This is a genomic window from Floridaenema flaviceps BLCC-F50 (assembly GCF_041929275.2).
Lineage (GTDB): Bacteria > Cyanobacteriota > Cyanobacteriia > Cyanobacteriales > Aerosakkonemataceae > Floridanema > Floridanema flaviceps.
Genome location: NZ_JBHFNR020000001.1, coordinates 893,047 through 914,493, shown reverse-complemented (window position 1 = coordinate 914,493; position 21,447 = coordinate 893,047). Strand labels below are relative to the sequence as shown.

At 39.7% G+C, this 21,447-nt stretch carries 24 protein-coding genes and 1 tRNA gene; 12 read left to right on the top strand and 13 right to left on the bottom strand.

From position 1 onward, the window contains the following. Positions 1 to 281 precede the first annotated feature (281 nt). Positions 282 to 1,994, bottom strand: a complete 1,713-nt coding sequence (locus ACE1CI_RS04385; protein ID WP_413266311.1) for an iron uptake porin — start codon at positions 1,992 to 1,994, stop codon at positions 282 to 284. Positions 1,995 to 2,194: 200 nt separating this feature from the next. On the opposite strand from ACE1CI_RS04385, the gene ACE1CI_RS04380 reads away from it, so the two are divergent. Both ACE1CI_RS04380 and ACE1CI_RS04375 read left to right on the top strand, forming a co-directional pair. After that, complete coding sequence (locus ACE1CI_RS04380; RefSeq protein WP_496615231.1) at positions 2,195 to 3,181, top strand: metal ABC transporter solute-binding protein, Zn/Mn family; 987 nt, start codon at positions 2,195 to 2,197, stop codon at positions 3,179 to 3,181. An 86-nt stretch (positions 3,182 to 3,267) separates the two neighbouring features. After that, entirely contained in the window at positions 3,268 to 4,038 is a 771-nt protein-coding gene (locus ACE1CI_RS04375; RefSeq protein WP_413266313.1) for a metal ABC transporter ATP-binding protein, read from the top strand. A gap of 170 nt (positions 4,039 to 4,208) precedes the next feature. Here ACE1CI_RS04375 and ACE1CI_RS04370 read toward each other — a convergent pair whose 3' ends face one another. Beyond that, the gene (locus ACE1CI_RS04370) at positions 4,209 to 4,622 is read right to left on the bottom strand and encodes an ArsR/SmtB family transcription factor (RefSeq protein WP_413266314.1); all 414 of its coding nucleotides are present in this window, start codon (positions 4,620 to 4,622) and stop codon (positions 4,209 to 4,211) included. A gap of 64 nt (positions 4,623 to 4,686) precedes the next feature. Here ACE1CI_RS04370 and ACE1CI_RS04365 point away from each other — a divergent pair, with 64 nt between their 5' ends. Next, positions 4,687 to 5,565 (top strand): metal ABC transporter permease, encoded by an 879-nt coding sequence (locus ACE1CI_RS04365; protein WP_413266315.1) that lies wholly within the window; start codon positions 4,687 to 4,689, stop codon positions 5,563 to 5,565. Positions 5,566 to 5,596: 31 nt separating this feature from the next. On the opposite strand, the gene ACE1CI_RS04360 is transcribed toward ACE1CI_RS04365, so the two are convergent. Next, complete coding sequence (locus ACE1CI_RS04360; RefSeq protein ID WP_413266316.1) at positions 5,597 to 5,758, bottom strand: metallothionein; 162 nt, start codon at positions 5,756 to 5,758, stop codon at positions 5,597 to 5,599. A 182-nt stretch (positions 5,759 to 5,940) separates the two neighbouring features. Here ACE1CI_RS04360 and ACE1CI_RS04355 point away from each other — a divergent pair. Then, positions 5,941 to 6,013: transfer RNA gene (locus ACE1CI_RS04355), tRNA-Phe, on the top strand. A gap of 144 nt (positions 6,014 to 6,157) precedes the next feature. After that, positions 6,158 to 7,312: an Arm DNA-binding domain-containing protein gene (locus ACE1CI_RS04350; RefSeq protein WP_459564112.1), complete on the top strand. Its 1,155-nt coding sequence runs from the start codon at positions 6,158 to 6,160 to the stop codon at positions 7,310 to 7,312. Between the two features lie 5 nt (positions 7,313 to 7,317). Here the strand turns inward: ACE1CI_RS04350 and ACE1CI_RS04345 are convergent, their stop codons facing one another. Beyond that, positions 7,318 to 7,785: a hypothetical protein gene (locus ACE1CI_RS04345; RefSeq protein ID WP_413266318.1), complete on the bottom strand. Its 468-nt coding sequence runs from the start codon at positions 7,783 to 7,785 to the stop codon at positions 7,318 to 7,320. A 244-nt stretch (positions 7,786 to 8,029) separates the two neighbouring features. Here ACE1CI_RS04345 and ACE1CI_RS04340 point away from each other — a divergent pair, with 244 nt between their 5' ends. The 4 genes from ACE1CI_RS04340 to ACE1CI_RS04325 all read left to right on the top strand — a co-directional run bounded on the left by ACE1CI_RS04340 (position 8,030) and on the right by ACE1CI_RS04325 (position 10,929). Further along, positions 8,030 to 8,854, top strand: a complete 825-nt coding sequence (locus tag ACE1CI_RS04340; RefSeq protein WP_413266319.1) for a TlyA family RNA methyltransferase — start codon at positions 8,030 to 8,032, stop codon at positions 8,852 to 8,854. Between the two features lie 32 nt (positions 8,855 to 8,886). Beyond that, on the top strand, positions 8,887 to 9,738 hold the full coding sequence (locus ACE1CI_RS04335) for a hypothetical protein (RefSeq protein ID WP_413266320.1): 852 nt from the start codon (positions 8,887 to 8,889) through the stop codon (positions 9,736 to 9,738). Beyond that, on the top strand, positions 9,735 to 10,616 hold the full coding sequence (locus tag ACE1CI_RS04330; protein ID WP_413266321.1) for a polysaccharide deacetylase family protein: 882 nt from the start codon (positions 9,735 to 9,737) through the stop codon (positions 10,614 to 10,616). The genes ACE1CI_RS04335 and ACE1CI_RS04330 overlap by 4 nt, the downstream gene beginning before the upstream one ends. 91 nt (positions 10,617 to 10,707) lie before the next feature. Next, the gene (locus tag ACE1CI_RS04325; RefSeq protein ID WP_413266322.1) at positions 10,708 to 10,929 is read left to right on the top strand and encodes a hypothetical protein; all 222 of its coding nucleotides are present in this window, start codon (positions 10,708 to 10,710) and stop codon (positions 10,927 to 10,929) included. Here the strand turns inward: ACE1CI_RS04325 and ACE1CI_RS04320 are convergent. Continuing rightward, a complete protein-coding gene (locus ACE1CI_RS04320) occupies positions 10,919 to 12,244 on the bottom strand; it encodes a GTP-binding protein (protein WP_459564113.1) in 1,326 nt (441 codons plus the stop codon). The two genes, ACE1CI_RS04325 and ACE1CI_RS04320, sit on opposite strands and share 11 nt — an antisense overlap. 185 nt (positions 12,245 to 12,429) lie before the next feature. Between ACE1CI_RS04320 and ACE1CI_RS04315 the strand changes: the two genes are divergently transcribed. Together ACE1CI_RS04315 and ACE1CI_RS04310 are read left to right on the top strand one after the other, a co-directional pair. Next, on the top strand, positions 12,430 to 12,654 hold the full coding sequence (locus ACE1CI_RS04315) for a DUF433 domain-containing protein (protein WP_496615229.1): 225 nt from the start codon (positions 12,430 to 12,432) through the stop codon (positions 12,652 to 12,654). After that, positions 12,654 to 13,022, top strand: coding sequence for a DUF5615 family PIN-like protein (locus ACE1CI_RS04310; RefSeq protein WP_413266325.1), 369 nt, complete (start codon positions 12,654 to 12,656; stop codon positions 13,020 to 13,022). Before ACE1CI_RS04315 ends, ACE1CI_RS04310 begins: the two co-directional genes overlap by 1 nt. A gap of 66 nt (positions 13,023 to 13,088) precedes the next feature. Here the strand turns inward: ACE1CI_RS04310 and ACE1CI_RS04305 are convergent, their stop codons facing one another. The 8 genes from ACE1CI_RS04305 to ACE1CI_RS04270 all read right to left on the bottom strand — a co-directional run bounded on the left by ACE1CI_RS04305 (position 13,089) and on the right by ACE1CI_RS04270 (position 20,134). After that, a complete protein-coding gene (locus ACE1CI_RS04305) occupies positions 13,089 to 13,481 on the bottom strand; it encodes a WD40 repeat domain-containing protein (protein WP_413266326.1) in 393 nt (130 codons plus the stop codon). Between the two features lie 171 nt (positions 13,482 to 13,652). Further along, positions 13,653 to 15,134: a YcjF family protein gene (locus tag ACE1CI_RS04300; RefSeq protein ID WP_413266327.1), complete on the bottom strand. Its 1,482-nt coding sequence runs from the start codon at positions 15,132 to 15,134 to the stop codon at positions 13,653 to 13,655. Between the two features lie 75 nt (positions 15,135 to 15,209). Continuing rightward, entirely contained in the window at positions 15,210 to 15,728 is a 519-nt protein-coding gene (locus tag ACE1CI_RS04295; RefSeq protein ID WP_413266328.1) for a group I intron-associated PD-(D/E)XK endonuclease, read from the bottom strand. A 455-nt stretch (positions 15,729 to 16,183) separates the two neighbouring features. Continuing rightward, on the bottom strand, positions 16,184 to 17,137 hold the full coding sequence (locus tag ACE1CI_RS04290; RefSeq protein WP_413266329.1) for an asparaginase: 954 nt from the start codon (positions 17,135 to 17,137) through the stop codon (positions 16,184 to 16,186). Between the two features lie 109 nt (positions 17,138 to 17,246). Then, positions 17,247 to 17,747: a CGLD27 family protein gene (locus ACE1CI_RS04285; RefSeq protein ID WP_413266340.1), complete on the bottom strand. Its 501-nt coding sequence runs from the start codon at positions 17,745 to 17,747 to the stop codon at positions 17,247 to 17,249. An 86-nt stretch (positions 17,748 to 17,833) separates the two neighbouring features. Further along, positions 17,834 to 18,277 (bottom strand): ribosome silencing factor, encoded by a 444-nt coding sequence (gene rsfS / locus ACE1CI_RS04280; protein ID WP_413266330.1) that lies wholly within the window; start codon positions 18,275 to 18,277, stop codon positions 17,834 to 17,836. A gap of 455 nt (positions 18,278 to 18,732) precedes the next feature. Beyond that, complete coding sequence (locus ACE1CI_RS04275; protein ID WP_413266331.1) at positions 18,733 to 19,992, bottom strand: glycosyltransferase family 4 protein; 1,260 nt, start codon at positions 19,990 to 19,992, stop codon at positions 18,733 to 18,735. Position 19,993: 1 nt separating this feature from the next. After that, positions 19,994 to 20,134, bottom strand: coding sequence for a hypothetical protein (locus ACE1CI_RS04270; protein WP_413266332.1), 141 nt, complete (start codon positions 20,132 to 20,134; stop codon positions 19,994 to 19,996). 270 nt (positions 20,135 to 20,404) lie between these two features. On the opposite strand from ACE1CI_RS04270, the gene ACE1CI_RS04265 reads away from it, so the two are divergent. Further along, positions 20,405 to 21,193: an ion transporter gene (locus tag ACE1CI_RS04265; protein WP_413266333.1), complete on the top strand. Its 789-nt coding sequence runs from the start codon at positions 20,405 to 20,407 to the stop codon at positions 21,191 to 21,193. Positions 21,194 to 21,447: the final 254 nt, after the last annotated feature.

The window sequence follows — 21,447 nt, the reverse complement described above, 5'->3', positions numbered from 1 at the left end:
TGGAAATACGACAAAATTCGGGAGAACTACCGAGATCAAACATCTACCTTTTGTAATATTATAGTTATTAAGAAAAGAAAGTTTACCTTCTGCACGAATGGGAACGCGCAGTTGGGATTTCTTCTAATCAACAACAACACATTTTAAATATTAGACCAGCCTTTTTAAGTGCTGGTCTTTTACCGCTAGAACAGCTGAATCTAGATCCCCGACTTCTTCAAGAAGTCGGGGATCTCAGCTAGATCCCCGACTTCTTCAAGAAGTCGGGGATCTAGGTAGTCTTAGAATGTAAAAGTGGTGCGGATTGTGCCAATAACAATGTCGCTGTTGTTGCTATTATGATCGGGAGCAGTTAGCCAAATTACTCCGGGGGTAATGGAGATGTTATCGGTTAACTGAAATTGGTAAAAGGCTTCAACGTGGAAAGAAACATCATCATCATCGCCACCTAAACCAGCGCGAAATAAGTCTGTGGAAAGGCGAGGACTAGCATCAGCAATGGGTTCTACACCAACTATAATTCCGCCTAAACTTCCTGGTTTTAACAAATCAGGAAAAGCTAGGGTAATTGCTCCATAATAAATGTCTAAACTACCTCGGTTAAGTTGTCCATCTAATGTGGAAAGGGTGCGAGTATTTATGTAGCCACCCCAACCACCAATGACAAATCCGGGACTAAGTTGCCAGGAAAAGCCTGCACCGTAAGCATTAGTAGAAACTGGTAAGTTGTTATTACCTACAAAAGGTTGGAATGCGGCTAAGTACGATCGCAAATTTGCTACTCGACTACCAGTAATTAGGTCAACATTGTAGGCGTTAGCGTAAGTTATCCCAAACTTAAAACGTTCACTTGGTTTAAATGTTAACTGAGCTAATGCACCATAGGCACCATTAAATAAACCTTCGTCTTTACCAGGTAAAAAAGCTGTACCTGAATCAGCATTAAAACCTAAACTCAGTTCTACACTTTCGCCGAACTTTTGTCTAATGCCAATGCCTGTACCTTCAGCAAGATAATAAATTGGTGGACGAGTACTAAAGTTAGTTAAACCACCAGTAGCACCATCACCATCAAAGTAAGGATTCAGGGTATCAACAAAATTATCTGACCCGGCAGCATTAGCAGAAATTATCACTTCTGTACTGTTGCCAATGGTAAATTTATACGATAATTCATCAAGTGCTACACTGTTGTCTAATCCCTGTTCAAATGGTAAACCAGAGTAGAATAAATCCCCTTCTGGTGTATCAGTAACACTGGAAAAAGGTGTCAAATTACCTGCTTGCAGCCTGGTTAAAAGAGTGTCTTTTCCTGTGAAACTAGTGACAAAATTCAGTCGAGCACGATAGCCCAGGATTGGTACTCTCTCTACTTTATTTCCAAAAGCATCGTCTCCGGTAAAAATAGCAGCAGTGGCAAAAAGCACTTCTCCTTCTAGTTTTGTAGTGGTGGAAAATTGCTGGGCTTCTACTTTTGTTATTCTGGCTTCTAAGTTATCTACTCTTCCCCGTAAGTTAGCAATTTCGACAGCAAATTCTTCTTGCAATCTTCGCAATCGATCTAAATCTTCTCGACTTACTCCTTGGGGTAATGTGGCAATTAATTCTTGAATTCTATCCAAACAACTGTTCAATCCAGCAGCAAATTCGTAACGAGTCATAGCCCGATTGCCACGATATGTTCGATCGGGATATCCTTCAATACAACCATATCTCTCCACTAAGGATTGTAATGCTTGAAATGCCCAATCTGTTGGTTGTACGTCGCGCAGTTGGGAAACTGATGTTACTTGTTCTAAACTGTTTTCTTCGGATGGATTTTCGTTTGTGTATTGGTTGATTTGTTCTAATGTTGTTTGGGAAATATTGGATTCGGAATCGCTGTTTTCTGGGGTGGTTGGGGGTGTGGTGGCGATCGCACCTGTGCATAAAGCGAAACTTGCACTAAGCACAGCCGACCCCATGAAGGCTTTATTGCATAATATTTTCAACATTGATGGTTTCTAACCTCACACCAAATTTAGTCAAGACCTGAACATTATACGCTTTGTTCTGGAAAAGCCAAGAATTTTATTGCAAAAATATAGCAATAATTTTTTAGACATCTATATAGAATGAGTTTTATTCTCATTTTAAATAGAGTATAATTGGATCGATTCGCAAAAAAGGCTGCGGCAATCAAAGGAGAGAAGTGTTGGTTTGCCCCAAATTGCAAAGATTGTTTTTAGGTTTGCTGCTGGTTGTGCTACCTGTGACTGGCTGTAATCAGTCTGATTCGGGTTCAGCACCTGCTGCTACGACTGCTTCTGGGGTAGCGCAAACTTCGCCACAAACGCCTAAGCTAAAGGTGGTAACGACGTTTTTGCCGATGTATTGGTTTACTAGGGCGGTGACAGGAGATTTAGCCCAGGTGGAGGTTTTAGTACCTCCGGGTAATGAGATCCATGATTATCAAACTACGCCAAAAGATGTGCAAGCGATCGCCCAAGCAGATGTATTAGTTAAAAATGGTATGGGTTTAGAAGAGTTTCTCGAAAGTACGGTAAAAAATGCCCAAAATCCTAAGTTAAAACAGATTGAAGCTAGTCGAGGTATTCAGCCTTTACAGCAACTTTCGCCTGTGGTAAAACCAGTGGAAACTAAAGGGGAAAATCGCGATCGCGATCGTGCAGAAGGTAATCCTCATGTGTGGTTAGATCCTGTTTTAGCAATTAAACAAGTGGAAAATATTCGGGATGGTTTAATTGCTGCCGATCCCGAAAATAAGGATGTTTACCAAGCGAATGCTACGGCTTATATTAAACAGTTACAAGCTTTGGATCAACAGTTTCAACAAAGGTTAAAATTATTTGGCAACCAATGTACTTTTATTACTTTTCATGATGCTTTTCCTTATTTAGCCAAGCGATATCAACTGAAACAAGTAGCAGTAGTAGAGATTCCTGAAGATCAGCTTTCTCCCCAAGATATACAGAAGACAATTGCTACAGTAAAAAAGTATAATGTTAAGGCTTTATTTGGTGAACCAGGAACGGACAACAAATTGTTAACGAGTCTTTCTCAAGATCTGAATTTGACCTTGCGAAGTTTAGATCCTTTGGAAGGGGGAGATAAAGATCCGCAGTATTACATTACAGGAATGAAGTCCAATCTTCAAGGTATTGAAGCTGCTTGTCGCTAACTCCAGAATGGCAAAATAGATATTGTTTGTTGTATCGACTTTAGTCGTATACCCACCGAAAAATTTAGAGAGTTGAATAGCCAGCAATGAACTTAACAGAAGTCCCGGTTTTAAAGGTAGAGAATTTGACAGTTTACCGGGGTAATTATTTAGCGGTCAGGGATGTTTCTTTTGAGTTAAAATCGGGAACTGATACAGCAATAATTGGCCCTAATGGTTCGGGCAAAAGTACTTTAGTTCAAGCGATTTTAGATTTATTTCCTAAGAGTTCGGGAAATGTAGAAATTTTTGGTCGTCCGCCGAAAAGATTGGGGAGTTGGCGACATTTTATTGGATATATTCCCCAGCATTTTATTTTCGATCGCAGTTTCCCCATTTCTGTAAGTGAGTTAGTAGGATTGGGATGGCAAGAAGAAAAAAGATCCAAGTTTCCTAAGTTTTGGCAACGAAATTGGGAGAAGGAAAAGGCGATCGCTAATGCTTTACAAAGAGTTAATGCTTATCATCTGCGACAACAGGCGATCGGCACTTTAAGCGGTGGAGAATTAAAACGAGTTTTACTTGCTTATTGTTTGGTTAGTCCGCGCAAACTTTTAGTTTTAGATGAAGCTTTTGCCGGAGTAGATATTTCTGGAGAAGCTGATTTTTACTATTTGTTAAATGAACTAAAAAATGAGCAAGGTTGGACGGTTTTACAGATTTCTCATGATTTAGATATGGTAAATAGTAATTGCGATCAAGTAATTTGTTTGAATCAAACTGTAGTTTGTTCGGGACAACCGGAGGCGATTCTTTCACCACAAAATCTGTTAGCTACTTATGGGCCAACTTTTAGCCGCTATCAACATCGGCATTAGTATATGTTGTATCTGTAGAGACATGAAAACCAAGGCGGGCAAGATGCCCACCCCACAAGAGTTACAGCTTTTTTGTGGGGTGGGCATCCTGCCCGCCCCATCCTCATATAACTATTATCACTTTATTTATTTGCACCTACTTATACAACGTCTCTACAGATACAACATATCTACAAGGGTTCCTGTTCGTCTAAGTGTTCTGCAACAGCTTGGTAAAGTTCTAAAACATGATGGTCTTGGAGGCGATAAAATACATTACGTCCCCGCTTCCGGTAGCTGACTAGTCTCATCGATCGCAAAACTCGCATTTGATGAGAAACTGCGGATTCAGACATTTCTAAGGCTGCTGCCATATCGCAGACACAAAGTTCTTTCACTGCTAACATGGAAAGAATTCGCAAGCGGTTGGCATCTCCCAAAAGGCTAAAAAATTCTGCCATTCTTTGGGCTTTTTCTGTAAGCAAAATTTGCCCTTGGAGATAATGAACTTCATCATTAATGGGACAGGGAAAATCGCAAGTTAGTTTTTCCGAATTAGGTAACAATTTGTTTTCAATTTGATTAACCGCAGGTTCGACTGACATTTTTAAATCGCAAGTGCTAATTGGTTTTTTGATGCTTTGTTTAAATTAAAGAGGTTCCAAAGTAATGCTTTGGCTAAATTTACTTTCTGATTACAATCCTAACTTATTAGCTGTGGCTAATGTCAGCAATTTCCTGGAATTGTTGCAATTTCCTTTTATGCAGAGGGCGATCGCAGGTGGTATCCTGATGGGATTATTAGGCGGACTACTCGGTAGCTTTGTTACTCTGCGACAGTTATCGTTTTATAGTCACGCTGTTGGACATTCGGCATTAATCGGAGTTGTTTTAGGTGTACTTCTCCAGTTAAATCCGACTTGGATGTTGTTGCCTTTTACGCTAATTTTTGGTGTAGTTGTACTTTATTTAATTGACCAAACCGATTTAGCTAGTGATACTATTCTCAATGTAGTGTTATCAGGAACTTTAGCAATTGGAATTATCCTCAGTAGCTTAATTCGTGGCTACCGAGGCGGGTTGATGAATGTGTTATTTGGGGATATTCTGGCACTTAATCAGGTGGATTTAATTCTCACCTTAATCTTGCTTTTTGGTAGTGCTATTTATCTGTTATCTACTTTAAAAGAACAAGTTTTATTAACTCTAAATTTGTCTGTGGCGAAAGTTCAAGGTGTCCCCGTTCAGTTACACCGTTATTTGTTTGTGGTGTTGCTTTCTTTAACTGTGGCTTTGGCGACAAAAGCGATCGGGATTTTGCTAGTAAATGCGTTTTTGGTGATTCCAGCTGCTTGCGCCAAATTACTGGGTCAAAAATTTAGCACTTTTCTCACTTTGTCAATAACTTTGGGTGCTCTCAGCAGCATCATTGGCATACTTTTCTCTGGTCTTTTTAACTGGCCCTCTGGCCCCAGCATTGTTTTAGTTCAGTTTTCCCTGTTTTTAGTGATTGCTGGACTAACTGGGCTGAGAATGGCGATTCAATAATACTGCTGAGATTCTAAATACTAGCTTGAAATTAACAGCCACAGCCTTGATGCCCACACCCTTTGCCTTCCGGGTGTCCATTGGCACAGGCATCGCTGCAATAGTACTTGTCATCTTTTTGAATAGCATCACCAATGGAAACTACACAGAGGCAAGATTCACAAGCGCATTTCATGGTGGTGACAGTGGGCATGGTTGTTTCCTCATCAGTTCTAATTTAACTTTAATATATGAACAACTATTCAGATATCATGCTTCATAAATCTTCAAAAAATCCCCACCAAGTTTTTTTGGCTAAAGGCTTGCAAAAATCTTAAGTTGTCTGTTATATTAATTAAGCGTCAAAAACAAACAAAAAACACGCAACAACAGTCCGCCGGGATAGCTCAGTCGGTAGAGCAGAGGACTGAAAATCCTCGTGTCACCAGTTCAAGTCTGGTTCCTGGCATCTAAAATAAACCCCTTGAGAATAGTTCATCTCAAGGGGTTTTAGGTTTTTAAATATTAGCGCTGATGTAATTTTTCGAGATTTTTGGGTGTAAAAAGGGTGTAAACGCTCTAGACTAGAGGAGTAATTACACCATCTAAGCGTATGTTCTCTGAAACTCCTGCGGGGCGGGCATCTAAGGGTTCTGTGTCTATCATAAATTCTCATAATCGATTGCAGTTGCGGTTTAGATTTGGTGGAAAGCGTCATTACATTTCTACGGGTTTAGCTGATACCCCTGCTAACCGGAAACTAGCAGAGCTTCAGGCATCGGAGATTGAGAAAGATATTCTCTCCCAGGAGTTTGATGAAACATTACAAAAGTACCAGCCACAATCTGCTCTGAGTACGGTTACACCCATTACACCCATCAGAAAGCCCAAACCCCTATTAGATGAACTTTGGGATAAGTATAGTGAGTTTAAGAAACCGCAGGTTAGTCCGAGTACTTATGCCAAGGACTTTTCTAAGCATCGCAATCACATTGCTAAATTACCAACCCGATCGCTAGATGAAGCGTCTGCTATTCGAGATTACTTATTATCGAATTTGACTCCTAATGCTGCTAAACGGTGTCTCATTCAATTTAAAGCTTGTTGTAACTGGGGATTGTCAGAGGGGATAATTGACACAAATCCTTTTGCAAAAATGAATATCAAAGTGCCAAAGGGTTTATCTGAAGAACAGGATATTACCCCGTTTACTAAGGAAGAGAGAGATTTAATTATTAGCACTTTTGCTAGCGATCGCTACTACAACCATTACACTAACTATGTACGCTTCCTCTTTTTTACAGGGTGCAGACCTTCAGAAGCAATAGCCCTCAAGTGGAAGTTCGTCACTAAAAACGTAATTCAATTTCGCGAATCTGTTGTTGTTTCCGAAGATGGTTTAGTTCTCAAAGAAGGATTGAAAACCCAGAGAAAACGAGATTTTCCGATTAATTCAGAAGTGCAGGCAATCTTAGATGAGATTCGTCCTGAAATAGTCGATCCTGAGTCATTTATATTTTTTAGCCCTAAAGGGAAATTTATTGATCAGCACAACTTTTCCACTCGTGCTTGGAAGTCAATTTTAGCTAAGTGTGACATTCCATATCGCAAAAGCTATCAGACTCGACATACTTTTATCAGCTTGTGTGTAGAAGCAAATATTAACAGTACGGCGATCGGCAGATGGACGGGAACTTCTGCCAAAATGATTGATAACCATTATGGGGCTACTAACTTTACCAATCTCAAACCTCCCGATCTTTCCTAAGTCATTTACTTACTAGAACCAATATTTTTTTCTCCTAAAACACTCCAAGGATGAGGGGTATTTAAAATTTCTGGTTGCCTTTGTAATATAGTTAAGCCTATCATTAATGATGCTATGGATAAGGCTAATGAACCAGAAACAATTTTGACTAATTTAACTAGTTTTTCCTGGCGTTGTTGGCGATCGCTTTCTACAGATAACATTTGAGTGGGAAGTTGCATCTGTACACTCAAATCTTCCAGATTCTTCACTTCCAAAGTAACTTCTGTCTTGCTAAGTTGAATAAATTGCAGTTCTTTTAACTTTTGAATAGCTTCGAGAATTTCTGTGTAATTGTATGGTTTTTCCCGAAATTCTGCTGACCATGCTTGAAAGTCTTGTAAATCAACAGTTAATTTTGGGTTAGCTGAAACTCTAGGCAACAACCATTGGTAAAGTAAAATTGCACAGTTGGTTAACTTAGTTTCTAACATGAATATCTCCTTAAGATTACTATTACTAGGGGCTAATGAAGGAGACTGGGTAGGAACAGCTAACTTGATTAATTGCTATTCTCAAAACACTTAGTCCTTACTTAATTATTTTCTCTATTTCCACTGGTTTGAGTCACCCTAGTCAATGATTTTTTACACTTCCTAAGTTAATTGTTACATAAATAACAGTTTACAATATGCTTCTGTGTATTAACTGCATAAATCTCTACAATTTGATGAACTCATGACAAAACAACGACTTGATGTATTGCTGGTAGAACTTAACTTAACTTCATCTCGGCAGTTGGCGCAAAGGTTAATTCAGGCGGGGGAAGTGTTGGTAAATCAACAGGTAGTTGACAAAGTGGGGACGTTGGTGGATACTACTGCTCAAATTCAGGTGAAAGAGCGATCGCCCTACGTTTCCAGAGGCGGAGAAAAACTGGCTAAAGCTTTAAAATGCTTTACTATTCCGATCGCAGGACGAGTTTGCTTAGATGGCGGCATTTCCACAGGCGGTTTTACTGATTGTCTGTTGCAAGCTGGTGCCAAGCTAGTTTACGGCGTAGATGTCGGGTATGGACAAGTTGACTGGCGAATTCGCAACGATTCCAGAGTAATCTTAAAAGAACGCACTAACCTGCGCTATTTGACTCCAAACGAGTTGTACGGAGATGGGGAAGTGGCTAATTTAGGGGTGGTAGATGTTTCGTTCATTTCTTTGGCAAAAATTCTTCCTAGCTTATGGCAACTACTTCAATCTCCCCGTGACGCAATTTTGCTTGTTAAACCGCAGTTTGAAGTAGGAAAGTTCAGGGTTGGCAAAAAGGGCGTGGTGCGGGATACTGACGACCAAGCAGATGCGATCGCGCAAGTAATGGCAGCTGCACAAGCGATCGGGTGGCAATATTGTGGCTTAACCTGGTCTCCAGTCACAGGTCCTGCTGGTAATATAGAGTATCTTTTGTGGTTGAGTATGGACAGCCAAAACTTAGCACCCGATCTGACAACACTCAAACAAATCACCAAAACTGCAAAAGAGGAACTTAGTAAGACAGCCGATAACTGATTTTTTTCACCACTTAACTAACATTTAATTCAATGCGGCTTTTAACACTATTATTTAGATTATTAATCTACATCTTGGTTATTTGTAGCTTGGTTTTCTTCACTGTAAGCCTCAAGCTGATAGCCAACTTTATCGGTGAAGAACTAATCTACAACATTCTGATTATTGGGGAATTCATAGCTATCTTACAAGTAGTTGAGTTTGCTAATATCATTATTTTTGCAGTACTCGGTATGGGTTTTGGCTTAGCCAGCGTCATCTTACCAAAAATTTGTCAACTCAAAACAAGCGCCGTTTTATTAATTATCCTAGTACCCCTAATTTTTGGCATTACTCCGTTCCTCAAATACAATACTTGGATCAAAGAAATTGCTGACAATGAGAATATCACATACCAACAAGCGCAAACATTAAGTGACTCATTTTTAAAATCTAGAGTTAACTTAGAAGGGTTTTTAGGTTTCTATTCTTATAGCGCTCAATTTCCCATTTTAGCCCGAACAAAAAAAGAAATGGTTATGGCGGTAAAGTGGGAGAAAAAAGTCAGATCTGAAATCACTAGCTTAACTAAAAAGGCTAATTTAAGCCAAGAAGCAATTTCTATTTTATTAGCCGCTGGGAACTGGGTAATTCGATTTTTCTACTTCTCATTATCAGTATTTACAACTATTGCTCATTTTCACATTGGTCGTCAAACAATTGAAAAGCAACTAATAAAACTTCGAGTTATCATGTTTCCCCCCATACCCCATCGTCATCAAATGCCCCAAAACAAACCTGTCAGACAACCAATACCTCAAAGAGGTAAACCTAAAGCACCTCCTATTCCGCACCGTACTCAATCTGTAAAATCAGAAACTCCTCCCGGAAAATTAAATAAATGAAATTCATCAAACTAAAGCTTAAGTCTTTTCCAATTCTGGTTTTTATTGCCACATTCTTGGTGATTACTATTATGTGGCTGATTATAGATATCACTATACCAAAGATACCTATTTTTGGGTTTCATAGTATTGTTGATACTCAAAGCTTAGAGGGAAAAAATATTAGCCAAGACTTGCGAAGAATCTATTATACCAAGGAAGATTTTGTCAAAGTTGTAGATTATTTAGTAACTCATAATTTTTGGTTTATTTCTAGTCAAGACCTCTACGATTACTTTATAACTAACTCCCGGAAAGTTCCGCCTGAACATATAGGCAAAAAACCAATAATGCTGACATTTGATGATTCTTACAAAACGTTTTATACAAATTTATTGCCAGTTTTGGAAAGTATAGCAGAGAAATATAATCAAAAAATTAAAGTAGTATTGTTTATCAATCCGGGAATAATGGCAAAGAATGAAAGTAAAACTTCATTCAATATAAGTTGTAATAATTTGCGAGAAGGATTGGCAAAGGGTTTTTTTGATATTCAATCTCATGGACAAAGACACAAAAAACTTACTGAAGTAACTACTAAAGATTTAATTTATGAGTTAGAAACAGCACAACTGCAACTGAGGAAATGTACCGCAGGTTTAGATCCTAACAAAACAGTTGCTTCTCATATAGCTTACCCTTACGGTGCGTCAAATCAGAAGGTAGAGAAGTTTACTGCTAAATATTATAAATCGGGATATTTGTACAATAGTCGATTTTTTTGGCGAGGGTGGTTAAAAAATAAGTACCAAATCCCTCGTTTAACTGTTAATCACCGAAAATCTCCCAAAGGACTTATCTACGTAGCCCAAAAAGCTCTTAAAATAAAGAATGAATGAGTGCTTAAGCCAATAAGATGAATTTGGCTGGTAAGAGTTTCAAAGAATCAAAATATACAAGTTAGAAGTTCGATCGCCAGAGAGTTAAATTATGAGTACAGAACAACAAGCGCGGGAACAAATGGCGCAACAGCGTCTGGAAATGGAACGCCTTCAAGAGTCAATGTTGAATCGTGCAGAAGCAGAAGTTCAACAAGGAGATAATCCGGCAACTGAAGATTTAGCACGGCAACAAATGACACAACAACGTTTAGAAGCTGAACAAACTCAGGAGTCAATGTTAACTCGTTCGGAAGCAGAAATTATGGAGTAGATTTGTCAAAGTGTGGCTGCAATTCTGTGCGTAAACGATAGAGAATTGTGTGGGATTCTACCTGATTTAGTATTTCTTGAATGACTGTATTTGGCCCATTATCTCCCCAAGTACAGCCTTTTTCTAAGTATACTTGAGCGGCACGACCGATCGCATAAGCCCCATAACCCGCAATCCCTGCTTGGGCGATCGCAGCACCCGCATAAGCTGTAATATTAGAAGGGTTTTCTCCCGCAGAAATTGCCGCAGCACTTTTCCCTAATCCCCACAAGAAAGTAGTGCCGATTTCTCCTAATAATAAACCCCCAGAACTTAATAAAATTGTTTTTAATAACTTGCCAGCTTCGTAACTAGTCATCGGCAAATTATACAATTTTGCTAAAGCGCGAATTAATGCTAAATCTGTTAAAGTTCCGCCGATTACATCTAAGAAAGCAATGGGATTTATAGCGATCGCGATCGCCTTATATTTAGTAAACTGCCAAATTAAATCTTCCGCTTCCTTTTCTCGCATTTCTATACTTTTTCGGGCAATTCTTTCTTCCACATCTCTAGCTTGAACTAAGGCATTGAGGGCAAGAAGCGATCGACCTTCTCGATTCAAAATCTTGAGAATTTTCTGCTTTAACTCATTAATTTGTGGTGGTGGACTTTCCCACTCATAACTTACCTTACCATCTGGCATTTCTACCCTAACTTGTAACGGTGCAGGTTCAGCTGCTACCATGACAATTTCATCAGGTGAAAGTAACTCTTGTAAAATCGAATCATCCCCACTAGCAGCACCTAATTTTTGCAAATTTGCGTAAATTGTTTGTCGATCTTGTTCGGGATAAAGGTCGATTTTATTAAATACTAAAATTATCGCTTTTTGCGCCTTTCTTAATTGACAAAGTGCTTCATACTCAGTGCGAGTGATATCTCCCGAAACCACAAATAAAATTAAATCAGCTTGACGCGCCACATCTTGCGCCATTTTCGCCCTAGCTTGACCTTCAATTTCATCTAATCCCGGAGTATCAATTAATTCCACTTGTACCTGAGAACTCCCCCCCTTATTAAGGGGGGGTAGGGGGGGGATCGTCCAACGTACAGAACGAGGGTATTGAGTAACGCCGTGAAGTGGGCCAGTTTGTAATATTTTCTGCCCAATTAAAGCGTTTAAAACGGCTGATTTTCCCCGACTAACTAAACCAAAAGCAGCAATACAAATTACGCCTTGATCTAATTTTTCTAAAGTGCTATTTAAAACTTCAATTTCCGGGCGCAACATTGCCCGCATTTTTGCCGAATGTCCAGAGATGGTGCGACGAATACTCGATCGAGCACGGTTAAAGTGAGAGTCTTGGCGACTCCGCGCTGGGGAAGGTTCAGTTTGGGGGAATGGCGTGTTACTCAAGGTTAAATCGGGAAAAATGTCTACAGTTCTATTTTGACTAATATTTAATTAATTGGGTATTTTACAATATATTTATGGTTAATTGACGGAACAAATGTAATATGACGGTTAATTGGAGAGAACATATAGTTACCACACCAGACATACTGCGTGGTAAACCGAGAATTAAAGGTACTAGAATTCCGGTAAGTTTGATTTTGGGTTATTTTGCAGCTAACCAAAGTCAGGATGAAATTATGCAAGAGTTTCCTGATTTATCAAAAGAACAAATAACAGCTTGTTTAGATTATGCCCGTGATTTGTCAGAGTTTGAGACAGTAACCTAATGAATTTACGCTTTTTTGCAGATCAATGTATCCCTAACTCTATCATTCAAATTTTGAGCGATGCAGGCTATGAAGTTTTGCTTTTGAAGGATTACATTCCGATAGAATCTCCTGATTCTCTTGTCATTTCTAAAGCCCAAGAGTTGGATACAATCTTAATTTCAATAAACGGAGATTTTGCCGACATTGTAACTTATCCTCCGGCTAACTATAAAGGAATCATTTCCATTCAGTTAAGGAATCATCCCGAAATCATTCCTCAATTAATGGAGAGGCTAAAAGTTTATTTATCAGCTAACATGAATATGGAGCATTACCAAGGTAAATTACTTTTAGTGGAAGTTTACAGAATTCGAGTTAGAGAGTAGTGCAGTGAGGTTAAACAACTTCTGTTTCAGATAATTAAAAAGGTACGATCGCTATTTCCACATTAACTATTTTTTGATATTGTCACACAAATGGCGATCGCGTAGCGTGCCGTCAGGCGTATCGCTATTTTGAACTTCTACATTCGTCCGCAAATAATCTCCAACCCAAATACAAGCATACTCCAACTCATTGAGATTCTCTATCTTTTTTAAATCCCAAATAATCACAGTGCTATCATCTCCACCGGAAACTAAAAATTTGCCATCAGGAGTAAAAGCTAAACTAATCACAATTCCTCGATGTTCCGGCAAAGTTCTTAACAACTCTCCCTGGAGATTCCATAACTTTACTGTATTATCAACCCCCGCAGTAGCAATAGTTTGACCATCGGGACTAAAAGCAACTCTAGTTAACCCTTGACTTTGCCCTGGAATAGTTTTTAAGAGTTTGCCATCCACTGTTACTTATTATTCCTAATAAATCTGTAATACAAGTTACTAGCTAATTATTAATTGTGGGTAAGTTTGTGGTTTGTCCTGTGCGTCAGACGGTAAAATTTGGGCAAGTCACAGGAATTTTTAATTTGACGGACCCTACTAATGATAACTAGCAACTTGCGTTAAGTAGAATCAACCAATTTTTTCTAACGCAGAAAGTTCTAACTGAGACGAATTCGGCATTAATTTACCCACAACTTGCTGCACAAAAGATTGCAGAAAAACCACTCTTTGATTTTGCAGAAAAACGCCTTGCAATTTTTCTTTCAACCTTTCCACACTGAAAGCAGTTTCTCCAGTATCAGCACTAATTTCTTGCTCTTGAAAATACTCAATTAAGCTCAATCCAGCAACTCTCGTTAAATAGGCAGCACTAATTCCTTGTACAACTCCCCCAGCGACAAAGGTAATCGCATGAGTTTTGAGAAAAGAACTAATTGTCTGGGTAGAAAGTTCCACTAAACCCAATTTCAACATCGCGCTTCCCATAGTTACGGCAACTGTTTGCGCTTGTTCTAAGGAGAATTTTTGCTGATAAATATTGGCTAAATCTAACACCATTTGGGCGTTAATTGCGCCTGTAGCTACTAAATCTAATACTGGTACAGGGTTAGCAAAAGCAGCAGCAGCAGAAATCCATTGATATTGTTCGATTATCGGGAGAGATCGCTCGCGCCTCACCCCATTTAAAACTTCCTTCGCTTCCCCTTTCAAAGCTACAGCTTCTCGCCAAGTTGTCGCCCAAACTAACTGTTGACTTTGTTGCGTTAAAACTACATTCAAACGTTCTGTTAAAGGTGAAATTGCCGGAACAGATTCTTCCAACCATTCCTGCATCGATCCATCAGTTTGATATTGCCGGACTTTAATCGCTTTTGGATTAGCAGCGATCGCAATTACATCTTCTTTTTCCAATATTCCCTGCATTCTTTGCCGAATTTGTTGTAAAACAATTTCCCGATCTTCCGGCAAATACTGATCTTCCTTATTAAAAACCAGCATAAACCGCTGATTAGCAGCTTTTAATTGTTGCAAACTTTGCCATTCCGAATCTGTCAAATCACCATTAATCACAAACAACAAAACATCAGCATTAGTAGCAACTTTTAAAGCTTCTGCTTCGGCTAATTTCCCAGCTTCATCAGCAACAAATAAAGCAGGTGTTTCCTGCAAATTCACAGTTTTCCTAATTTGTGTCAGCCAACTTTCTGCTAAAAGTTCCCTTAAAGTAGTTTTACCAACAGCTTTTCCACCAGCGATCGCTAAACTTAACTCTTGTCGATCTAATTTAGCCGTTACTTCCGCAACTTTTTCTCGCAGTTTGGCTATTAAATCACCATTAACCGCCTCTAATTCTAATTTATCTATAACTTTTTGGGCTTGCGCGATCGCATTAACCACCGTCGCCCTTTCCACCAGCGACAAATCAAAATCTACCTGAGTCTGTTTCGCTTTCTTTTGTCTGAGTAAGAATACACCACCTAGAGCGATCGCACTCCATACAGCATACTCTCCCAACTGCCCCACCGTATCATCCACACCTTGCCACAGCCAAAGCAAAAAGGAAAGCCCAACTCCGCCAACTAAAATCGGTCGCCGTAAATTAACATTCATAATTTTATTTTTATAACTAGATTCTAGGATAAAGCAAAACCTCATAAATATTTACTTTTTCGAGATTCGCCATCCTTAATTTTCATTTGATTGTGCTTGTATTGGCATTACGTCACCAAGAAATTCCTCGAATTTAAGAGGTTGTTGTTCCTCTATTTCTTTACCAAAAACTTTCTGTAAAATTAAGTCCCAAGCGTTACGATACTGTGCAGAACGAGGTTTTCGCTGTCGCTTTTGGCCTTCTACTAGATGGATTTCACTACCGTAGCTAATAAAGACTTCCACTGGAAAAACATAGAACAGGTCAAGTTTCTCTACATATAGTAAGGCAAAGTCAAAGTCGGACTGCTTGTAAGCTTCTCGAAGCATGAGCCTTCGATTTGTTTTGGTACGACGGTTATCTACAACAAAATTACCTGATGACTCATCAAACCAAGCATACTTAACTTGGATTTTAATCAGGGTTCCTTCTATATCAAAGACAAGATCATAGGGAAGCCGATCTCCAACAGGTTTTAAGACTCCCCAGCCACGCTTAAGTGCATGAAGAACTGCTGCTTGCTCTGCTATATCTCCTTTCAGCTTTGTATCCACAATCTATTCTTTCAGAACCAATGCTAATTAGCATAAACCAAAACCCCTAAAACATTTCCGTTTCAGGGGCTTTGCTTTTTAATTTGGTGGCGGGAAGTGGATTTGAACCACTGACCTTCGGGTTATGCTTACCACTACAGCTTTCGCTGCCTGGATTTCCAGTTTGGGGTCTGGACTCTCCCTTCACCCTCAGCCTAACTGTTAGGGTGCCTCCCATCGAGTCTCTACACCTTCTCCATTTCTGGATCTTGGCTCGGGATTACCACGCTAAAGGCTTCCCCGAATTTGAGAGGCGATCGCAAACAAGTTTCCTTGCTTACAGCCCATAACAAAATTAACTTTCAAGCGTTTAGTTAATTTTGCTTTGCGAGCCCGACGAGCTACCAGACTGCTCTATCCCGCGTCGCTTTTCTTTCACTCTGACTAGTATAAACATAAACTAGATCAAATTGCAACTATAAAAGCGATAATTCTCCAATTACTTCCAGACGCTTGTAAGTACCCAAGTTCAGGTAAGTTTCTGCCAAGGATTCTGCCACTGTAGGAGTAATCCAGCCCATTTGCCGCAACAGGTGAATAGCCACAGCACGTTTAGCACGTTTAGCACCATCGGTTACTTTAATCGCTAAACCCATGCCTTCACCCACACGACCAATGCACTCAATTCCTTCTGCACCTGCCTTACTGACTATTTCGCCTTGAGTAAGCCTCATCAATTCCGTGTCAAATTCGCCAGGGCCAGCTACCATATTCGGGTGACTAGTCATAGCCCGGACAATGCGTTCCATATCCAAATTATTCCCAGAGGACAATTGAGCATATAAAGATGCCATTTGCCCTAATTGCATCAAATAGGTAGGAGCGCCACAATCATCATGAGTTTGAATAAACTCTTCTCCCGGCATTCGCAGCAATTCAGCGATTTTGCTCAAAATTAGCTGTTGTACCGGATGATTGCGCTGTAAGTAACTAGTGAGCGACCAGCTGCGTTGCTGACAAACAGCCAGCATTCCTGCGTGTTTCCCAGAGCAATTATATTCCAGTGGACTTTGCTTGCCTTCTGGAATGGGACACTGGAGCGCGGATGGATCGATATCACAACGCCAAAGTACATTAAAAACTTGTCGTACCTGCTCAATATTCCCTTGGTGGGAACTACAGATAATTGCCAAGTCTCTGTCTGTCAGACCGTAACGTTCTAAAGTGCCTGTAGTAGTGACTGCCAGTGCTTGGAAAGGCTTGAGTGCTGAACGAGCAAAGGTAGCAGTTTCAGAATTACCTGCTACAGAAAGTACGCGCCCTTTGTCGTCACAAACAGCGGCTTGGACGCGATGTGCTGATTCAATGATGCCTTCCCGCAGCAGTCTAACTTCTAGTTCTGCGGTTTGAGTTCTTTTTCCCCTTGTCATGGGTAAGACTTTATCACTGGAGGGGGACGATTCGGGAATTTTAGATTTTAGATTTTAGATTTTGGATTTATTCCCAATATTAATTTACAACTAATTAGCAGCCAGAAAGTTAAAGAAAAACCCAAATTAGGCTGCCTAAACAGAAAATCAAGGCTAGCAATGCAAAAGATTTGTTAAGTCGCTGGAGGATGGGTTGGACTTGGTAGGTGACAATTAAGCGATCGCGAGTGATAACTTCTGGTGGTTTATTCCAGCATTGCCCATCGTACCATCCCGATTCTTCGTAAAAGACAGTAGGATTGGTCAAGCGATCGCGCACGTAACACCAGCCCAAATACAGCCGCAGCAGTGCCAAAATCATAAACAAACTGGCGATAGCCCCACCACAAAGCATAAACTGACCCACAAGTTTTTGGGGCGGAAAACTTGCCGCTGCTACTGGCCCTGCCAGAAGCCAACTCCAACCCCAAATCCAAGCCATCTTCCGCGAATAACTTCCCCAATCAAGAGTAGCCCAGCTAAAAAACCAGGAATCTTTTAGTTCCTGGTACTCATTGATGGGTTGCTGTTCAAATGGTACCGGGCACACAGAAACAGAAGACTCCATCATCATTGCCATCCACTCTTATTTGTTAAAGCTTGCCCAAAAGCCAGCACGTTAAGACATTTGACAATTAAATTGAGTAGTGTAAATCATCAATTATCTTGTTCTTGAGGCAGATTAACTCGTTCTGCGTGACCCCAAAATGCTTCCAGATTATAAAATTCTCGTTCTTTCGGCATCAAGATATGGACGATCGCATCACCATAATCCAGTAGTATCCAATTGGCTTCGGCTTGTCCCTCAATTCTCAGAGGCTTACGTTGCCAATCTTCTTCTACTTTGCCTTGAATTGCTTGGCTGATTGCCCGCACTTGGACTCTAGAAAAGCCTGTGACTAAGACAAAATAATCAGCTAAATAGGATACATCTGACACCCGCAATACAACTAAGTCAGATCCTTTACGGTCTAATGCAGCTTCTACAATAGTGGCAAGCATTTGTCGATCTGCTTCTTGACCTGCTGCTGCCTTATTACGATCGGTATTTGCCACTGCGGTGGTCAAGGTGGAATTTACAGTAGGGAAATTCTCGGACATTCAACTCCTTAACGCTATGCAATTTTTTCTTAAACGATTCCTATCTGGACAAAATGTACAGACTTTGGATTTCGTAACCAAAAGGGGTTTTCTATAGTTTAGCGTTCATGAGAAAAATCAATTTTGCGATTTTGCCTCTAATGATAACTTGCCTCTGACAGTCATGGTATCAACAGGGGCAGTCGTTCGATATTGTAGGTTTCTTTGGTTTCTGGCGATTCCCATCTACCAGTCACAGGTTAATATAGTTCGCTTTTGAGTTAATATCCCCTAAAGACAGGGTACAACCCAGTAAGTGCATACTTGGTCTGCCCAAAGTATGATTCGCGATCGCTCTTCATATTTCTTTATCAAGTACAACAAATCCATCTCCTGGGACAATCGCACTCAAAATATGTCTAGCAGAGATGGTTTGGTAGTTATATTTATCCTAATTCCGACCTGGAAACAGGGCTTTAGTTAGGCAAAGGTTTGACTTTGGAAACTGGTTGTGGCATTAAAGAGGTAAAAAGTTCCTCATAGCGATTCAACGCTTGTTCAGACGAGTAAAAATCGATCGCGTGTTGTCTACCTTGTTTACCCAATTTTTCTGCTTTATCTGGATTGTTGTATAGTTTTTCGATCGCAGAAGCTAAAGCTGCCGGATCTTCTGGAGGCACTACTATACCACCACCACTTTGTTGCACTGCCTTAGCCGCAGTTCCAGTAGCAGGTACCGAAGCCACGATCGGGCGACCACTAGCCAATATTACAGGAATTTTAGAAGGTAAATTAAAGGCAATTACATTGTGTTTTTGGGTAACTAAACTCACATCAGCCGCCCCTAACATTTCTGGCAACTTTTCTCTAGGTTGAAATGCTATAAGCTTAACGTTATATGCTCCATACATTTGGCAATAATCACTCACCCGCGCCAAAGCTTTTTCTTCACCTACAATCACAAATACAATATCTGGGTTATCTCTCAGACAAGCTGCTGCTTTAATCACCGTTGGTAAATCCTGAGTCAGAGCGATATTCCCCGAATAAAGCACCACAAATTTTCCTTCAAGTTGGTGAGCCTTACGGAAAGCATTATCTTCTTTTGGTAACGGGCGAATAAAATTGACATCAACCCAATTGGGAATCAAGTCAATTTTCTCTCTCGGAACACCTTTGCCAACCAAGTTTTCCACAAAACCATCGGCAATTACGCTAATTCTAGTTGCGGCGCGGTTAGCAAATTTTTCTAAGGCTTCAAAAGCACGAATCACAAATTTATTTTTTAGTAATCCTACATGAACAGCAGCTTCATGTTGAATATCTTGAACGTTTAAAACCACAGGGCAGTTATGCAGCCATCCCGCTAAAGTAGCCGATAAGGAAACAGGTAGCGGTGGTACTGTGGTCAAAATTACATCTGGTCTTGGCCCAACTAAAGCCGGGATAAAGCTGGTTAATACAAAACTGCCGTCTAATAGTAATCTATCTAACAAACTTGGTTTCGGACGAATCCAAACATAACTGCGCTCAATCTTAACGCCGTTTCTTTCTTCACATTTATAAAATTTACCACGATAACCTGGATAAATGCGTCGCTGCGGATAGTTTGGCATTCCAGTGATCACCCGAACTTCGTGACCGCGTTTAACTAAGCCTTCCGCCAGTTCAGTCATCAACGGGGCAATACCGATCGGCTCAGGATAATAGTTGTAGGAATAGATTAGGATACGCATATTAAAACTTTATGGAATTTGCTAGAGGAGTGGGAAGATAGTTTGTAATTTGCTTAGATAGATTTTTGTAGCGTGCCGCAGTTGCAGGAGTTAATCCCAGTGCTTCTGCTCCTGACAGGTGTTCTGCTTTGTTTGTTTCCACCACTTATTTACACCAAATGTCGTTTACTCAAAATTAGCACGCACAACAGTAGTAATACATCCCTGGTGGGTTTTGGTGAGTAATGATCTCCTGTTATTTGGATAGTATTAAACAAGTTTCCCATTGCTCACAGCCTAGCTTAAGATACCCATCAATCGTCAAGTATTTATCGATCGCGCCAAAAAAACTTTTCTAAACTCCCTTGGCTTGACGGATTCTGTTTTGTACTTTTAGATGCACCCTGTCACAGTCAGAATCTACATTTGACCTATGCTGCTCAGAAAAAAAATTTCTTTTTATCTTGAAGACATTGAAACGCCAATTGGTAGATCCATTAATTTAATTATTACAGGTTTAGTTTTATTATCATCAGTAATTTTCGTCATTGAAACTTTTAGTATTTCTCAGGATATACGTACCATACTCAACTATATTGATTCCGTAATTTTACTGATATTTGCCTGGGAATACTTATTGCGTTTCTGGTGTGCAGAGAACAAGTATGAATTTTTATTTAGTCTTTACTCTGTAATTGACTTAATTGCTATTTTACCTGTGTTTATCGGATGGATAGACATTAGCTTTATCCGCCTATTTCGTTGGTTGAGAATTCTGCGATTGTTAAGATTCTTAGATCCCAAGAATTTACCAGGTCATCTTACCACAGAAGATAGTTTAATTCTGACTCGGATTATTTTTACTTTATTTGCGATCGTCTTTGTTTACTCTGGCTTAATATATCAAGTTGAACATCCTGTAAATCCTGAAGTTTTCCGAACTTTTTTAGATGCGGCTTATTTTTCCGTAGTAACGATGACAACTGTTGGCTTTGGTGATGTTACCCCAATCTCAGAAGCTGGTCGATTTTTGACGATTATGATGATTTTTACCGGAATTGCGCTGATTCCCTGGCAGGTAGGAGATTTGATTAAGCGTGTAGTTAAGTCAGCTAATGAAGTAGAAATTCCTTGTCATAATTGCGGTTTGTTCTTGCACGATCCAGATGCTAATTTCTGCAAGATTTGCGGTAGTAAATTAGAAAAACCTGGAGATAACTAACTTATAAAATTAACCATACTGCTAAATTTGATAAGTTAATTATCTAACTATTTACCGCTCATAAATCTGACTCATTTTGAGCTTGTTTAGGGCAAATATCTCTAATCATGTGGAATAAATGACAGATAACTTATGCAGATTATCTTTATTGCCAGAATGCTCTTAAAATTTTATATTGCCTCTTAATTCAAATCATTTCAGTTATTAGTAATTCAACTTGTGGCGCTCATGAAAGTAATTTTCTCTTTTGATTT

Coding starts and splice junctions, on each gene's coding strand:
- ACE1CI_RS04365 (WP_413266315.1), top strand. CDS start 4,687: ATGCTTTGGCTAAATTTACTTTCTGATTACAATCCTAACTTATTAGCT.
- ACE1CI_RS04325 (WP_413266322.1), top strand. CDS start 10,708: ATGAGTACAGAACAACAAGCGCGGGAACAAATGGCGCAACAGCGTCTG.
- ACE1CI_RS04275 (WP_413266331.1), bottom strand. CDS start 19,992: ATGCGTATCCTAATCTATTCCTACAACTATTATCCTGAGCCGATCGGT.
- ACE1CI_RS04370 (WP_413266314.1), bottom strand. CDS start 4,622: ATGTCAGTCGAACCTGCGGTTAATCAAATTGAAAACAAATTGTTACCT.
- ACE1CI_RS04335 (WP_413266320.1), top strand. CDS start 8,887: ATGCGGCTTTTAACACTATTATTTAGATTATTAATCTACATCTTGGTT.
- ACE1CI_RS04265 (WP_413266333.1), top strand. CDS start 20,405: ATGCTGCTCAGAAAAAAAATTTCTTTTTATCTTGAAGACATTGAAACG.
- ACE1CI_RS04350 (WP_459564112.1), top strand. CDS start 6,158: ATGTTCTCTGAAACTCCTGCGGGGCGGGCATCTAAGGGTTCTGTGTCT.
- ACE1CI_RS04310 (WP_413266325.1), top strand. CDS start 12,654: ATGAATTTACGCTTTTTTGCAGATCAATGTATCCCTAACTCTATCATT.
- rsfS (WP_413266330.1), bottom strand. CDS start 18,277: ATGTCCGAGAATTTCCCTACTGTAAATTCCACCTTGACCACCGCAGTG.
- ACE1CI_RS04290 (WP_413266329.1), bottom strand. CDS start 17,137: ATGACAAGGGGAAAAAGAACTCAAACCGCAGAACTAGAAGTTAGACTG.
- ACE1CI_RS04340 (WP_413266319.1), top strand. CDS start 8,030: ATGACAAAACAACGACTTGATGTATTGCTGGTAGAACTTAACTTAACT.
- ACE1CI_RS04315 (WP_496615229.1), top strand. CDS start 12,430: ATGACGGTTAATTGGAGAGAACATATAGTTACCACACCAGACATACTG.
- ACE1CI_RS04360 (WP_413266316.1), bottom strand. CDS start 5,758: ATGCCCACTGTCACCACCATGAAATGCGCTTGTGAATCTTGCCTCTGT.
- ACE1CI_RS04285 (WP_413266340.1), bottom strand. CDS start 17,747: ATGATGGAGTCTTCTGTTTCTGTGTGCCCGGTACCATTTGAACAGCAA.
- ACE1CI_RS04375 (WP_413266313.1), top strand. CDS start 3,268: ATGAACTTAACAGAAGTCCCGGTTTTAAAGGTAGAGAATTTGACAGTT.
- ACE1CI_RS04300 (WP_413266327.1), bottom strand. CDS start 15,134: ATGAATGTTAATTTACGGCGACCGATTTTAGTTGGCGGAGTTGGGCTT.
- ACE1CI_RS04330 (WP_413266321.1), top strand. CDS start 9,735: ATGAAATTCATCAAACTAAAGCTTAAGTCTTTTCCAATTCTGGTTTTT.
- ACE1CI_RS04385 (WP_413266311.1), bottom strand. CDS start 1,994: ATGTTGAAAATATTATGCAATAAAGCCTTCATGGGGTCGGCTGTGCTT.
- ACE1CI_RS04345 (WP_413266318.1), bottom strand. CDS start 7,785: ATGTTAGAAACTAAGTTAACCAACTGTGCAATTTTACTTTACCAATGG.